The organism is Atopobium sp., assembly GCF_034113385.1.
GTDB lineage: Bacteria > Actinomycetota > Coriobacteriia > Coriobacteriales > Atopobiaceae > Atopobium.
Genome location: NZ_JAXEXL010000026.1, coordinates 1 through 14,943, shown reverse-complemented (window position 1 = coordinate 14,943; position 14,943 = coordinate 1). Strand labels below are relative to the sequence as shown.

The 14,943-nt window shown below is 49.1% G+C and carries 15 protein-coding genes; 9 read left to right on the top strand and 6 right to left on the bottom strand.

The annotated features are described in order from the left end of the window. A partial coding sequence (locus SPD80_RS07125) for a hypothetical protein (protein WP_320829136.1) occupies positions 1-312 on the top strand: 312 nt, incomplete at its 5' end. A gap of 4 nt (positions 313-316) precedes the next feature. On the opposite strand, the gene trmB is transcribed toward SPD80_RS07125, so the two are convergent. Both trmB and yfbR read right to left on the bottom strand, forming a co-directional pair. Then, on the bottom strand, positions 317-1,207 hold the full coding sequence (gene trmB, locus SPD80_RS07120; protein ID WP_320829134.1) for a tRNA (guanine(46)-N(7))-methyltransferase TrmB: 891 nt from the start codon (positions 1,205-1,207) through the stop codon (positions 317-319). Positions 1,208-1,216: 9 nt separating this feature from the next. Beyond that, positions 1,217-1,840, bottom strand: coding sequence for a 5'-deoxynucleotidase (gene yfbR, locus SPD80_RS07115; protein WP_320829132.1), 624 nt, complete (start codon positions 1,838-1,840; stop codon positions 1,217-1,219). 116 nt (positions 1,841-1,956) lie between these two features. Here yfbR and SPD80_RS07110 point away from each other — a divergent pair, with 116 nt between their 5' ends. Beyond that, positions 1,957-2,625: an N-acetyltransferase family protein gene (locus SPD80_RS07110; RefSeq protein WP_320829130.1), complete on the top strand. Its 669-nt coding sequence runs from the start codon at positions 1,957-1,959 to the stop codon at positions 2,623-2,625. On the opposite strand, the gene SPD80_RS07105 is transcribed toward SPD80_RS07110, so the two are convergent. After that, on the bottom strand, positions 2,539-3,432 hold the full coding sequence (locus SPD80_RS07105) for a DMT family transporter (protein ID WP_320829129.1): 894 nt from the start codon (positions 3,430-3,432) through the stop codon (positions 2,539-2,541). The two genes, SPD80_RS07110 and SPD80_RS07105, sit on opposite strands and share 87 nt — an antisense overlap. Before the next feature lie 183 nt (positions 3,433-3,615). Between SPD80_RS07105 and SPD80_RS07100 the strand changes: the two genes are divergently transcribed. The 3 genes from SPD80_RS07100 to pth2 all read left to right on the top strand — a co-directional run bounded on the left by SPD80_RS07100 (position 3,616) and on the right by pth2 (position 6,707). Further along, a complete protein-coding gene (locus tag SPD80_RS07100) occupies positions 3,616-4,503 on the top strand; it encodes a LysR family transcriptional regulator (protein WP_320606258.1) in 888 nt (295 codons plus the stop codon). 63 nt (positions 4,504-4,566) lie between these two features. Then, positions 4,567-6,246, top strand: a complete 1,680-nt coding sequence (gene ettA / locus SPD80_RS07095) for an energy-dependent translational throttle protein EttA (protein ID WP_320829127.1) — start codon at positions 4,567-4,569, stop codon at positions 6,244-6,246. Positions 6,247-6,278: 32 nt separating this feature from the next. Next, complete coding sequence (gene pth2 / locus SPD80_RS07090) at positions 6,279-6,707, top strand: aminoacyl-tRNA hydrolase (protein ID WP_320829126.1); 429 nt, start codon at positions 6,279-6,281, stop codon at positions 6,705-6,707. A 295-nt stretch (positions 6,708-7,002) separates the two neighbouring features. On the opposite strand, the gene SPD80_RS07085 is transcribed toward pth2, so the two are convergent. Both SPD80_RS07085 and SPD80_RS07080 read right to left on the bottom strand, forming a co-directional pair. Continuing rightward, positions 7,003-8,340 carry a putative manganese-dependent inorganic diphosphatase gene (locus tag SPD80_RS07085; protein ID WP_320829124.1) on the bottom strand — a complete coding sequence of 446 codons (1,338 nt, stop codon included), beginning with the start codon at positions 8,338-8,340 and terminating at the stop codon, positions 7,003-7,005. Positions 8,341-8,537: 197 nt separating this feature from the next. Next, positions 8,538-9,566 carry an asparaginase gene (locus tag SPD80_RS07080; protein WP_320829122.1) on the bottom strand — a complete coding sequence of 343 codons (1,029 nt, stop codon included), beginning with the start codon at positions 9,564-9,566 and terminating at the stop codon, positions 8,538-8,540. Positions 9,567-9,713: 147 nt separating this feature from the next. On the opposite strand from SPD80_RS07080, the gene SPD80_RS07075 reads away from it, so the two are divergent. Continuing rightward, a complete protein-coding gene (locus SPD80_RS07075) occupies positions 9,714-10,895 on the top strand; it encodes an iron-containing alcohol dehydrogenase (RefSeq protein ID WP_320829121.1) in 1,182 nt (393 codons plus the stop codon). Between the two features lie 26 nt (positions 10,896-10,921). Then, complete coding sequence (locus SPD80_RS07070) at positions 10,922-11,305, top strand: hypothetical protein (RefSeq protein ID WP_320606223.1); 384 nt, start codon at positions 10,922-10,924, stop codon at positions 11,303-11,305. 167 nt (positions 11,306-11,472) lie between these two features. Here SPD80_RS07070 and SPD80_RS07065 read toward each other — a convergent pair whose 3' ends face one another. Continuing rightward, complete coding sequence (locus tag SPD80_RS07065; RefSeq protein WP_320829120.1) at positions 11,473-12,954, bottom strand: DUF1846 domain-containing protein; 1,482 nt, start codon at positions 12,952-12,954, stop codon at positions 11,473-11,475. Positions 12,955-13,305: 351 nt separating this feature from the next. Here SPD80_RS07065 and cysK point away from each other — a divergent pair, with 351 nt between their 5' ends. Continuing rightward, complete coding sequence (gene cysK / locus SPD80_RS07060) at positions 13,306-14,217, top strand: cysteine synthase A (protein WP_414429705.1); 912 nt, start codon at positions 13,306-13,308, stop codon at positions 14,215-14,217. 9 nt (positions 14,218-14,226) lie between these two features. Beyond that, a complete protein-coding gene (cysE, locus tag SPD80_RS07055; protein WP_320829118.1) occupies positions 14,227-14,844 on the top strand; it encodes a serine O-acetyltransferase in 618 nt (205 codons plus the stop codon). The last annotated feature ends 99 nt before the right edge of the window (positions 14,845-14,943 follow it).

Below are 14,943 nucleotides of genomic sequence, written 5' to 3'. Positions count from 1 at the left end.
GTTTTTCGATATGACATACATAATACGAAGTATAAGCTTCAATATATAGATAAGGATACAGAAGGTTGCCCGCGCTATCACTTTATCTCCACCAAAGGAGAAAATATCCCTTGTGTAGTTACTTGCGGGTTCCGCTGGTGGAATGAAGTGTCATTTTCTACATTTCCACCTAGTCCTTATCCAGCAGGCTGGTATTACTACTGTTCAAATAAAGATGAATGGTATGACGCAGTTCAGGCTTGGGAAAAGAAAAGGGAAGAAGAAGTTAAGAGGCAAATTGAAGAGCAACACCGCAAGGAGAATATGGGGTAATACTTCAGCTTCGCTTGTTTTTAGAGCGAGTTTTAGAGCGAAATTGCCTATTGCGTAGATTAGTAACTGTACCCTCCATGCCATGGGGGATATAGGTAAGTTCAGATAAGTCCTTTGGCAGGTAGTCCACAAGACTCATTGACATAGGTAGTTCAATAGAAGTAGGACGTGGACCAGGCACAATTTCAAAACCATGAACTGCAGCGCCTTGAGCAGTAAGGCGTAGTTCATACCCAGTTGCGGGTTCATGAGGGAGCAGTTCTCGCACGTTATCACTTTTCCAGTTAAGCGTATAACCTGCAGGTTCTATTTGTGTAAGGCTAAAGCGATACAAAGGAATGCTGTCAGTTTTAAGACGAATACTTCCATCAGGTGCAAGAACTTCTCGATAGCTGTCTAGCATGTGAGCGTGAGTCAGACGATGAGCGCACTCTTTTTTGCGGGGAAACGGCGTGGGAAAGTTAAGGTATATACGGCTAATCTCGCCGGCAGAGAAGTACTGGTTGAGCTTTGCAGCATGACCGGGAACAAAAAGCACGTTGGGCAACCGCGCCTCATGAGCGTGTGCCGCAGCATAGGCTATACAAATAGGCTCAGAATCCATACCTATAAATAAGATATTGGGATGTTGCGCAGCAATATCGCAGGTAAACACACCCTTACCACAACCTAAATCAAGATGTACTGTGTCAAAGCACAGGGGTTCTTGAACGGCTTGCATAGCTTGCACAGCGGAGTGCTTGGTGCAGCTCTGTGCTATGCCCAATGAGGGATAGCATGCCTGAGCCCAATGGCCTTTAAGTGTCCAAGGCGCGGGCTCAATGTATGCGCCAAAGCGCTCAAGTCGCTCTTCAAGGACAAAGTTTTTGGGCAGGCGTGCGTGTAGTGCGTGCATGTAGCATCCTTAGAGGCTTAACAGCTCATCAAGCGTTGAGCCATATGAGGGCAAGAACTCTGCTATAAAGTCTGCAACTTCAGGTAGTTCACGGGCCATATGATTAACGGCTGCCTGACACGATTTTTGTGCGGTAGCAAACTCGGTGTTGCCCGCCTGTGCTTCTTCAATACATTTGATGAGCGCAGAGATTTTATCGGCAGCTTTAACCAGATGACGCATATAGCGTTCATCTTCAGAAGCGTCTTGCGCTTGATAATACTGCGCATATACGGCACGCAAATCTTCTGGCAAGGTGTGGATAAGAGACGCTTCTGCCAGCGTTTCTACATCCTTGTAGGCATCGTGGATGCGGCCGTTGGCATATTTGACGGGGGTGGGCATATCTCCCGTGATAATCTCGGATGAATCATGCAACAGCGCAATGACCGCCGCACGATTTGCATCAAGAGTACGGCCATAACGCACACAAGCAATCGTAGCAAGCATGTGGGCAATTAACGCTACCTCTAATGAATGCTCGGACAGGTTTTCCTCGCGAGAATTGCGCATGAGCGCCCAGCGATTAATGTATTTCATACGGGATAAGATGGCTAAAAAGGGTGATTGTTGTACGTTATGAGCATGCGCCATGAGTTTCTCCTGCGCGTTGGTATCGGACGTGTTACAAGCCGCGCTATCCAGCAGAAGCGCAGTGTCATAAGCATATACTGTCTGCAAAGGTGATGCAGGCGTGAGGGGAGAAGGACATGAATCCGCATGATATTCGTATGAGACAGGCACTGCCCAAAGATGCTGCGACCCTGCTTCAAATATATGCTCCCTATGTTAAAAACACAGCAATTACCTTTGAGTATGAGGTTCCATCGGTAGAGGAATACGCACGTCGCATTTCTTGTTTTGGGTCTCGTTTCCCTTTTTTGCTTGCCGAGAAACCCGTCAAAGACAATGATGCTACCAATGAGCCGTGCATACTTGGTTATGCCTACGCACACCCTTACTATGGCTATGCCGCATATGATTGGTGCGCAGAACTTACCATTTACGTTGCACCAGAGGCGCGCCATCAGGGCGTAGGTACGCTTTTGTATGATGCCTTAGAAGATGCGCTCAAGTGCATGGGCATACTTAATGCCTATGCTTGCATAACTACCAGTACTGATGCGGCAGATTTATGTGTGCCAGCCACGTCAGTGCAGTTTCATGAATCGCGAGGGTATCGTGTTATTGGCACGTTTGAAAACTGTGGCTATAAAGGTGGCCATTGGTACAACACGGTGTGGATGCAAAAGACATTGGGGCAGCATCAAGATGTTATGCCTGCTCCGCGTTCATTCGCAGATGTACGTGGTAGTTTGAGCTGGCTTACGCATGAGTTCACTTGCGGCAGCTCCTCCCACAATAAGGAAGGCGCCTAATGCGCGCATAGGCGTCATAGCCTCTCCCAGTACAAGCACAGAAAACACGACGGCAGAAAGTGGCTCCAGGTATCCTAATATCGCAACCTGCTGTACAGGCAGCTTAGCAATGGACGAAAAGTATAAATAACAACCAAGACCTGTGTTTATGAGCCCCAAAGCCAAAACGCTCACAAGAGATACCCAATCATGAGGCAGCTCAAAGCTTATGCCGCCCATAACCTGCATAAAGCTATAGAGTCCCACAACAATAAAGCTTGCGTTCATTTGGATGGAGGCATTGGCAAGTCCAGTAATAGAAGGTGCCTTACGAGAAAAAATAACCATAACAGCATACATGCAAGCAGAGCCTAGGCCCAATGCCAGGCCAAACGGATTAAGCGCGCCGCCCGTATTGGTGCATACCACCAGTGCAGCCCCTATAAGAACAGCGCAAAAACCGGCTATGCGAGCCGGCGTGAGTTTCTCGCCAAACAAGAGGGGAGAAAGCGCCATAACAAGCACTGGCCCACAGTAATAGGCCAACGATGCAATACCTACGCCTACTAACGTGTAGGCCTCAAACAAAAAGAGCCAGCCAATGCCCAATGCAGCACCAGAAATAGCTAATGCGGCAATTTCTTTGCGGTCAATTCCTGTAAGGGCTTGGCGGTTGGATGCAAAAAGCAGCGCTGTCAGGCTCAGTGCACCAAAGAAGGTGCGGAACAGTACAATCTGGCTGCTACTGAGTGCAATGCCGCTAGCCACAATGCCGTTAGAGCCAAATAAGAGCAAGGCAAGCAGATATTTATTACGTGGGTTGCACATAAGTAGTCCTTGCGGGTGCGACGCGGGCGGCGCCATGATGGGCAAAAGGTAAAAGAACGTACTTTAAGTGTCGTGCCTATACAGGCTCAAGAAAAGCGAATACTTTGCATGGATTGTATGACAAAATAGCATTGTTAAAGTACGTGCACGTGCGACCGTTGGGTGTGCAAGGGATGGGACACAATGGAGCAAAACATTGCAAAATACCAGGCGTTTATAGAGACTGCTCGACAAGGTAGTTTTACGCGTGCGGCACGTAGGCTGGCATACTCTCAGTCTGGCGTGAGCCGTATGGTTAATGATTTGGAGCAGGAGTGGGGTATTCGCTTGCTCGAACGTGGCAAGCATGGTGCTCGTTTAACCCCAGATGGCCAGCGTATTTTGCCACGTATTGAACAAATCTGCAGTGATCAGCGTTTGCTTCAGGCAGAGGTAGATAACATTACCGGAATGCTTACGGGTAGTATTCGTATTGGCACGTTTTCTAGCGTGGCTACGCATTGGTTGCCGCGCGCTATTAAACGTTTTCGCGATGATTACCCGGGCATAGACTATGAGCTGCTCATGGGTGATTATGCAGAAATTGAAGCATGGGTAGATGAAGGTCGCGTTGATATTGGGTTTTTGGCATATAGTCCACAAAAACCATCGCTGACGTTTGAGCCCATAGGCACGGATGAACTGATGGCGGTCCTTCCAGAAAAGCACCGCTTGGCACATAAATCTACCGTCAATATTGCAGACCTTACGCGAGAGCCCTTCTTGCTGTTGGAGCGTAAGGGCGTAGATGAGATTACGCCGCTTTTCTTAAAAGCTCATATTGAATTACGAGCTGCGCTTTCTACCTGGGATGATTACACCATTATGTCTATGGTAGAGTCAGGCTTGGGCTTATCTATCTTGCCTGCGCTTATCTTAAAGAGAAACCCGTATCGGTTGGCAATCCGTCCTTTGGCGGAGCGTGCCTACCGTACAATAGGCTTGGTTCATCGGGGTCAGGATAATCTAAGCGTGGCGGCACTGCGATTTTGTGATTATTTACGTCGCACGCCTCAGGCGCGACATTGCTAGAACAGACACAGTGGATGAACAGTTGGAGCATACAAAGCTTGCTACTTTGATGAGGAGAGCACAATGGCAGAGTTTATTTATCAGATGTATAAGGTCCGCAAGGCCTACGATGGCAAAACTATTCTGGACGACGTAACCATGGGCTTTTTCCCGGGTGCCAAGATTGGTGTTGTAGGTCCAAATGGCATGGGAAAGTCTACCTTGCTTAAGATTATGGCAGGTACTGAGGATGTTTCTAATGGAGAAGCCCGCTTGGCTGCAGGCTATACCGTTGGCCTGCTTGAGCAAGAGCCGCCGCTAGATGACACTAAGACGGTTAAAGAAAATATTGAGCTTGCTTTTGCAGATTTGCTGGCAAAGATTGATCGCTTTAATGAGATTGGCAACCTCATGGCTGACCCCGATGCAGACTTTGATGCTCTTATGGCAGAGATGGGCACCTTGCAGGACCAGATTGATGCGGCTAATGGTTGGGATTTAGATAGCCAGCTTTCTCAGGCCATGGATGCCCTGCAATGTCCTGATGCAGATGAGAATGTAGCTCATCTGTCGGGCGGAGAGCGCCGTCGTGTGGCGTTGTGCAAGCTCTTGCTTGAGGCGCCTGACCTGCTTCTTTTGGACGAGCCAACCAACCATTTGGATGCTGAGTCTGTCTTGTGGTTGGAACAGTTCCTTAAAAACTACCCGGGTGCCGTTTTGGCAGTAACTCATGACCGCTATTTCTTGGATAACGTTGCCCAATGGATTTGCGAGGTTGACCGCGGAACGCTCTATCCCTATGAGGGCAACTACTCCACGTACCTAGAGACCAAGGCGCATCGTCTAGAGATGGAGTCTCATCAAAATGAGAAGCGCGCTCGTAAGATGAAGTCTGAGCTGGAGTGGGTGCGTTCTTCTCAGAAGGCTCGTCAAGCAAAGAGCAAGGCTCGTTTAGCTGCGTATGAGCAGATGGAGGCCGAGGCTCGTCGTACTACTAAGGTAGACTTTACGGACATTCATATTCCCGTGGGTCCACGCTTGGGCACGAAGGTTTTGGAAATTGAGCACCTGCACAAATCCTTTGGTGACCGCGTGCTCATTGAGGATTTGAGCTTTAGTCTGCCACGTAATGGTATTGTTGGCGTGATTGGCCCCAATGGTGTAGGTAAATCCACGCTCTTTAAGATGATTACAGGGGCTGAACAGCCCACTTCTGGCTCCCTTACCGTTGGCGAGACAGTTCAGCTTTCCTACGTTGATCAAGGTCGTACGGGTCTGGATGCCGATAAAACCGTGTGGGAAGTCGTGTCTGATGGCAATGATGTAATTCGCGTAGGCGAGACAGAGATTCCCAGCCGTGCCTATGTAAGCGCGTTTGGCTTTAAGGGAACAGATCAGCAAAAGCGCGCGGGCGTGCTATCTGGCGGCGAGCGTAATCGTCTTAATTTGGCGCTTACCCTCAAGCAGGGCGGTAATCTGCTCCTTTTGGACGAGCCCACCAATGATTTGGATACCGAGACTCTGGAAAGCCTGGAAGAAGCATTGCTTGAGTTCCCAGGTTGTGTGGTTATTACAAGTCATGACCGTTGGTTTATGGACCGTATTTGTACGCATATCCTTGCATGGGAAGGCAGTGATGAAGCTCCTGCTACCTGGCATTGGTTTGAAGGTAACTTTGCGGATTATCAGAAGGACCGTGTAGCTCGTTTGGGTGCAGAAGCGGCGCGTCCTCACCGCTTGCATCGCAAGCTTACGCGTGACTAGCACAACTAACGTATCAGGTAGGTAGGGTTTCTATGGCTTATAAGTCCAAACAAATGATTGTTATGCGCCGTGATTTACACATGCGCAAGGGAAAAATTGCAGTTCAGGCCAGTCATGCCTGCGTGGAAGCCATCCTCATGGCGCTTGCTCGCGAGAAACGCTTGGATCAAGTGCGTGTTGCACATGATAACTGGGTGTATTTGGACGAAGGCGCCCAAGAGCCAACGCCACTGTCTGCTTGGTTTGAGGCAGGTGTTGCCAAGGTTTGTGTGTATGTGGACTCTGAAGAAGAGTTGCTTGAGCTTGCGGCACGCGCCAAAGAGCAGGGGTTTGTGTGCGCTTTAGTGCGCGATGCGGGACTTACGGAGTTTCATGGTGAGCCAACGTTTACCTGCCTGGCACTTGAACCTTTGTTGCCAGAACAGGTAGATCCGCTTACGGGTGATTTACCTTTGTTCTAAGAAATAAATAACATCCGGTACAGTGCACAGTATATAAAATACTACTTATCACTTTGTTTGATACTTGAGGTGAGCATTGCTCACCTCGCGTTGCGTCGTGCCATTATTAATTTTAATAATGGCACGACGCATCAAGAACTAAAGATACTGTGGAGAGAATCTAAGGGCGCAGCAGAGCTAAAATCAAGGGACTGATTCCAGAGCGTCTCTCTGGCATCAGTCCCTTATCGTTAAGCTCAAGCTTTAGTTTATGCTGGCTATGCTGACTCTGCGAGCTATGCAGGCCATGTGGGTGTTAATCCAACATGTCAGTAAGTGTGGACATCAGAGGTGGTGTGACCTGCTTCTTGCGGCTTACCACGCCAGGCAAAACAGCCATGCCATCAACAGGCTTTACGCCAAAGGCCTGCTCAATAACGACCTCTGCGTTGTCACCCCAATACAGCAGCTCAGACGTCTGGGACTTAACGTCTGTAAACATATAGAAGACCAGTGGAATGTCATTGGCGGCAGCGCCGTCCTTGAGGTATGGGCCAACCAATGCCTCTGCAGCCTTGCGGCTATTCTCGGTCATAAAGCTTGCCTGACCAACGCCAAAGCGCACCTTGCCGCGCGAGAACACCTTGAAGTCGCCACCAAAAACGTCCTCAGCGGTGCGACCAGTGAGGTCTGCGCCGGCGTCAAACATGGCATCGGAGTAGGCATCCACATCCTCGCCGCAGATAGCAGCTAAGGCGCGGCCAGCTTCAATGTCGCGAGGCGTGCAGGTGGGGGAGCGGAAGCACAGGGTGTCAGACAAGATGGCGCTCATCATGAGACCTGCAATGTTGGCGGGAATCTCTACCCCGCTCTCCTGATACATGCCATACAAAATGGTGCAGGTGCAGCCCACGGGCTCAAGACGCATGCGAATGGGGCCATCGGTTTCAATGGAGCCCAAGCGGTGATGGTCAACAATCTCCATGAGTTCAGCCTGCTCAAGGCCATCGACGGCCTGGCTGCGCTCATTAAAGTCAACCAAAATGACATGCTTTTTGCTGGGATTCAGCAAATCGGGCGAGCTGACCATGCCAGCATACTTGCCATTCTCGTCCAAAACGGGGAAGAAACGATGCTTGGATGTGGTGATGATTTCCTTGGCATCATCGATTGCCGTGTTGACCGAGAAGTGCAACAGGTCTGCGGCGGGACGCATCTGACTAGAAACGGGCATGTTCATAGCGTTGACGCGGTCCTCTTCCAGGCTCTCCAAATTTGCAAAAGCAATGTCACGGATGGCGATAAGACCTTCGAGCTCGCCGTCCTTATCGACAACGCACAGAGAGCTGACGTTGTTATCGCGCATGCCGGTCCAAGCTTCTGCCAAAGTGGTGTCTGCGGCAATGCCAGGAACAGCCTGGATTTGAGCATCCTTGATTTGCGGCGTGACTGTGGTAATGAGCTGAGGCTCGTTAAAGCCAAAGTGCTTAAGAACCCAAGCGGTCTCTCGGTTAAGGGCGCCGCAGCGACGCGCCTCATAAATGGGCTTATCAATCTGATTCTTAAGATACGCGTAGGAAATAGCTGCACAGATGCTATCGGTATCGGGGTGCAGGTGTCCAAAAACGTTAACCTTGCGGATGTCGTCGGCCATGTGACCTCCTCGTCGTGTTTGTTCATGTTTTGTCTACGTACGCGTCCACGCATGTGCCCACGCACGCGCCCACGCACAAAACGCGCAATGCAAAAGCACAAAGCGTATGGCACGGTACGCAGTATATAAACACGTCGATTTTGCCACTAAATGCCATATACGTGCGGGTATTCGTCTAATGAACATACAAACAGGCGCTACACGTCCATGCGATCGTGATTGATGGGCGTATAAAACAGCTGCGCACGCTCTTGCGGATTGCTTGTTTGCCCAAGGACCCACATGGTTTTTGCCACTAAGGCCTCGGTAGACATGTCTGCACCTCGCAAAATGCCAGGATGATTGGCATAGGCACGACCTACCTCATACACACCTAAATCCAAGCCCTCCTCATCCACCTGCGTGGTAATAACCAGCGTGCGTCCAGAATCTACCCAGTCAAAAATGGCTTTCTCATAGGAAGCATCTGCATGTTCTGGAATGCCACCAATACCAAAGGTTTCTAGAATGACGGCGGAGTAATCGCGCTTGAGCAGCTCAAAGATGGATGGATTAAGCTCGGGAGTAAGCTTAAGCACAAGGGCCTTCTCGTCCAATTGGCGATAAAAGCGTGGATGTGCAGCGGATTTGCAGGTTTCACTATGAGCAGCTCGCGCGGAAGTGCGAATGATTTTGTTATTGCGAATGACTGCTATGGCTGGGAAGTTCATGCTTGTAAATGCATTAAAACTCATGGTGCGCTGTTTGTGTGCGCGGGTACCACAAATTACTTGCCCGCTAAACACGATAGATACATCATGCGATGCCTCGTCGCAGGCGTATAGCAAAGACTGATACATGTTGAGTTTGGCATCGGTAAAGGGATTGCCCATGGGTTGTTGAGACCCCGTAAGCACAATGGGCTTAGGCGAGTCTTGAATAAGATAGGATAATGCGGCTGCGGTATAGGCCATGGTATCTGTACCGTGCAGTACGACAAAACCGTCGTACGCATCGTAGTTTTTCTCAATATGTGAGGCAATTTCTAGCCAATTACGGGGGCGCATGTTGGTGCTGTCAATATTCATGGGCTGCACGTAGTCTAGGTTGCACAGACCATCAAGTAAAGGAACCTCTTGTACGAGCTTGTGTACGAGCTCACGCCCGGAAAGCGTGGGGGTCAGCTCACCAGGTTGACCGGTGGAAGCAATGGTGCCGCCCGTGGCAATCATGAGGATGGTTTTCATGGTTAGAACCTTGTGTGTGGGGTGTACAGATAACGTACTACTAGAACAACATAGTAAGGGAAATGGAACGCAAAATACTACTTGTATTTGGCTTACGGTAACGCCGTGTGGTGAGTGATAATAGGAGTACCAAAGCAAGGAGGCCCCATGAACGATTTTGTCTACTACACGCCTACGCGCGTAGTATTTGGTCGTCATTCTGAAGAGAAGCTCGGCGCACTTGTAGCTGCTGCTGGTGCGCATACCGTGCTGTTGCATTATGGGTCTGGTAGCGTACAACGTACGGGCGTGCTTGATCGAGCTAAGCAATCTTTATCTGAGGCAGGTATTGCGTTTGTAGAGCTTGGCGGCGTGGTGCCCAATCCACGACTATCACTGGTACGCGAGGGTATTGAGCTGGCGCGCAACAACAAGGTGGACTTTATTGTGGCGTTGGGTGGCGGCTCTGTTATTGATTCCGCTAAAGCCATTGGCTATGGCGTTGCCAATGAAGGGGACGTGTGGGATTTTTACTTACGCACCCGTAAGCCTACAGCCTGTTTACCCATTGGTGTCATTCTTACGATAAGTGCTTCAGGCTCAGAGATGTCAAGCAGTTCCGTTATTACAGATGATGCTTGTAAAGATAAACGTAGCTGCAACACGAATTTCTCGAGACCCGTATTTGCCATTATGAATCCCGAGCTGTTGTACACCTTGCCTGCGTATCAAACGGCATGCGGAACGACAGACATCCTTATGCATACAATGGAGCGCTATTTTACCAATGGCCCAACCATGGAGCTTACAGATTCCCTTGCAGAAGGTCTTATGCGTACCGTATTGGATGCTGGTATTATTGTGGCTTCTGATCCGTATAACTACGATGCACGTGCCGAGCTTATGTGGGCGGGTTCGCTATCACACAATGGTCTTACCGGCTGCGGTGGTGATGGCGGAGATTTTGTTTCTCATAATCTTGAGCATCAGATGAGTGGCATGTTTGATGTTGCTCATGGTGCTGGTTTGGCTGCTATTTGGGGCAGTTGGGCGCGCTACGTTTACAAGGATTGCTTGGATCGTTTTGTGCGATTTGCGCGTAATGTGATGCTTATTTCAGACACCACGTTGTCTGAGGAGGATATTGCTCTTGCAGGTATTTGTTCCATGGAGGATTATTTTCATTGCATTGGGATGCCAACAACTATGCGCGAGTTGGGAATAACACCAACTGATGCGCAGTTGCAAGAAATGGCTCATCAGTGCGCTCAAGTAAACGGTGGTTCTAAGGGTTCGGCAAAGCGTTTATATGAACAAGACTTTTTGGCTATTTATCGCATGGCGCTGTAGTGCCGCGCACAGATAAGGAGAAGTGCATGTCTAGTTTGCAAAGGCAATTTAAGATTTCGTGCCTTGTGTTGCTTGGCCTTGGTTTGGCAGCAGTGGTGTTTGGTTTGGTGGGAGGGTTTGTTCACCTCAGTACTCCCGTGGGAACTGCTGCAAGTTTGGTACTTGGTGTCCTAAGCGTATTTTATGGTTACAACAGCGCTATGGCAGCAAATGTTCCTGCTCAGGCGATTGGTCAACGTAACAACTTAGGCATGGTGCTTGTGCTTTCTATTATTGTTGTGTTTGCCACCCTGGGTGGAAACATTATGGGCCAGAAGGCACCCTTCATAGCAATGGGCTGTGTGCTTGCACTGAGTGCTCTGGGATGCATTGTGTTATGCAACAAACTAGCAAAAGAGGTTGATCGATAAGCGCTCAGGTTTGAGAGCTTAAGGCTATCGAGAAGTTCTTATCGAGAAGCGCCATGAATGCGCGCTGGTCTGTTTGACCGGCGCGTTTGTTTTAGCTGCCAGCTTTGTTGGCAGCTAAAACAGCGCCAAACTCCACAACAAAACAGAGTTCAATTGTGACAAGCCGCTTATTTGTGGTAATACGTACCGCTCTCAAACCGAGGCTCACAGCATACATTGATGCCCAACTGCCTGTATACGCGCTCATCGGTGCTAGAAATAATGACAGAGAAGTATGCATCACAACCGTAGAGCTTGCTGGTAGCCTCAATAACGCGCTTGGCCTCTGTGTTGGTGGCAGAGCTAATGGAAAGCGCAATGAGTGTCTCATCTGAATGCAGGCGAGGGTTGTGGCTATGCAGATGCTCAGTCTTTAGGCGACCAATAGGAGCAAGGGCTTCATTGCTTACTACATACGTGTCCTTATCTACACCTGCAACGCGTTTTAAAGCGTTGAGCAGCAAAGAAGAAGCGGCGCCTAGCAAAGAGGATGTCTTGCCCGTTACGATGGTGCCATCAGGCAAGACCATGGCTCCAGCGGGTGCGTTTGTCTCGGCAGCTTTTTGTAAAGCAACGCTATGAGCAGGCGAGAAGTTCTCATCTACACCCACTTCTTTCATAAGTAAACGAGCTTTATCCAGCTGAGAAGTGCCTACGCCTGTACGCTCGATCTTCTCGGCGCAATGAAAATAACGACGTACAATTTCATTCTTTGCAGCAGTACGGCACACCTCGTCATCACTGATACAGTAGCCCACCATATTAACGCCCATGTCCGTGGGAGAAGAGTAGGGGCAGGTGCCTAAAATGCGTTCCATAATGGTTTTAAGCACGGGGAATGTTTCTACGTCACGGTTGTAGTTAACTGTTACCTCACCGTGCGCCTCAAGGTGGAAGGGGTCAATAATGTTGTTATCACCCAAATCCAAAGTGGCAGCCTCATAAGCAACATTAACTGGGTGTGCCAAAGGGAGATTCCATACAGGGAAGGTTTCAAACTTAGCATAGCCCGCATTGGTACCGTGCTTATGCTCGTTATACAACTGAGAAAGGCACACAGCCAGCTTGCCAGAACCAGGACCAGGGGCTGTAACTACTACCAGTGGGTGCGTGGTTTTTGCAAATTCATCCTTACCAAAACCTTCATCACTGGCAATGAGATCTACGTTGGCTGGATATTCGGGAATAGGGTAGTGCCTATAGACAGCAATACCCATGTTTTCGAGCATTACTTTGTACTGCTCTGCCTTTTGTTGTCCAGACCATTGTGTAATAACTACGCCACCAATGGCTAAGCCCATGGTACGAAAGACGTCCATCAGGCGCAAAACATCTTCTGCATAGCTAATGCCAATATCACTGCGACGTTTGCCATGCTCAATATCGTTAGCGTTAATGGCAAAGAGAACCTCTGCCTCATGTGCCAAGGTAGCCAGCATGCGAGCTTTAGAATCGGGGGCAAAACCTGGTAGTACGCGTGATGCATGGTAATCATCAAACAGCTTGCCACCAAATTCCAAATACAGCTTGCCACCAAAATGCGTAATGCGATCTCTAATACGTTCTGCCTGCATAGATAGGTACTGGTTGTTGTCAAAACCAAGTTGCATACATGCCTCCGATAGAACGACTGAGTTAGACTTTTGATGACTCGCTTTACGCTCACATATACCAAAAAAGTTTCTCATACTCATCTATAAAATGAGACTTCACTTCGTAATTCTATTTAAAATTCGATTACCTAAAGAGACTGACTCGCTAGTATGCAGAGCAATACGCCAAGGGCTGCTTGCGCATCTTAGCGTATGTGAACATAGTTTGTTTTGAACATTCTTTCTCATCTTTTTTAAATCATACCAACTTAGTGGGAATAAAAGTGCCATACTAAAACGGCAAGCGAACGCGAGAGGCGCGTCATCCTTGCAACCAGACGGGGTTGGAGAGCCCCATAGGAAGGAGCGATTATGAAGATTGCGCAACACGTTGAGGCCCTTGTGGGCAAAACACCTCTTATAGATATTTCTGAGTTTGGTTCGGGCAAGGCACGTATTCTTGCAAAATACGAGGCTACCAATCCTGGTGGCTCCGTTAAGGATCGCGTGGCAAAGTTCATGGTTGATGCAGCCGAGAAGGACGGTTCTCTTGCAGCAGGTGGCACCATTATTGAGCCAACTTCAGGCAATACGGGTGTTGGTCTGGCAATGATTGCGGCAGCTCGAGGCTATCATATGGTTTTGGTCATGCCAGAGACTATGTCCATTGAGCGTCGTAAACTCGCAGCATCATATGGAGCCAAAATCGTGCTTACCCCTGGCGCCGATGGCATGAAAGGTGCTCTTGCAAAAGCGTATGATCTGCAACAAACCATACCCAACTCGGTGATGCTTGGGCAATTTGATAATCCTGCAAATCCTCGCGCACATTACCTTACCACCGGTCCAGAAATCTGGTTTGATACTGAAGGCAAGGTAGATGTGCTGGTGGCTGGTGTTGGTACTGGTGGAACTATTTCTGGCAGTGCTCAGTACCTTAAAGAGCAAAACCCCCAGCTACGCGCCTTTGCAGTAGAACCTGCAGAATCCCCCGTGCTTTCTGGTGGTAAACCTGGTCCCCACAAGATTCAAGGTATTGGCGCTGGCTTTATTCCCCAAAACTACAATGCAAGCCTTATTGATGAGGTTCTTACAGTAACTTCCTCTGATGCCATTGCAACTAAAAAATCCCTGGCAGAGGCGGGCCTATTGGTAGGCATTTCATCTGGCGCAGCTGTTACAGTGGCAGCTCGGCTCTCTTTACGCCCAGAGCTTGCGGGCAAAACCATCGTGACAGTGCTTCCCGATACGGGTGAGCGCTATCTGTCCATGGAACTCTAAGAGGCTCGTATGACTTTACCATTTAAGAGCCCCTTTTCTCTTTTCTCTTCTACCGAGAAACCCATGGACTTTGCAGCTTCTGCTCGCAACAGCACGCGGGCACCGTCCTCATTGGTACAGCTTATCAAAGAGGATCTTGATGCCTTTTTAGCATATGATCCCTCTACACGCTCCAAGCTAGAGACGGTGCTATTCTCTGCAGGTTTTAGGGCAGTAATGGGTCATAGGATTGAACATGCGTTATGGAAAAGCGGGCATGCATTTCTTGCGTGCATGCTTGCAAAACGTACGCGCAGGGTGACGGGGATAGAAATCCATCCTGCCGCACAGTTTGGTAGGCGTACTATCATTGACCATGGCATGGGAATTGTTATTGGTTCAACAGTTATTATCGGTAACGATGTTTTGATTTACCAGGGCGTGACGCTTGGTGCAAGCAATCCGCAGCAAGCGGGAAGACGTCATCCAAAGCTCGGGAATGGTGTGCTGGTTGGTGCCAATGCAGTTGTGCTTGGTGGGATTACTGTAGGGGATAACGCCAAAATTGGCGCTGGCGCCGTTGTGGTAAAAGACGTGCCTGCAAGCCTTACCGTGGTGGGTGTTCCTGCTCATACATGGTTTACCTGATTTTATTCATATCCCTATTATGGAGTAAAGCTGCGCTCAATAAGGCAACGAATAGGGGAACGCAAAAAGAGAGACCTGGTACTTCAACTAACCGGGTCT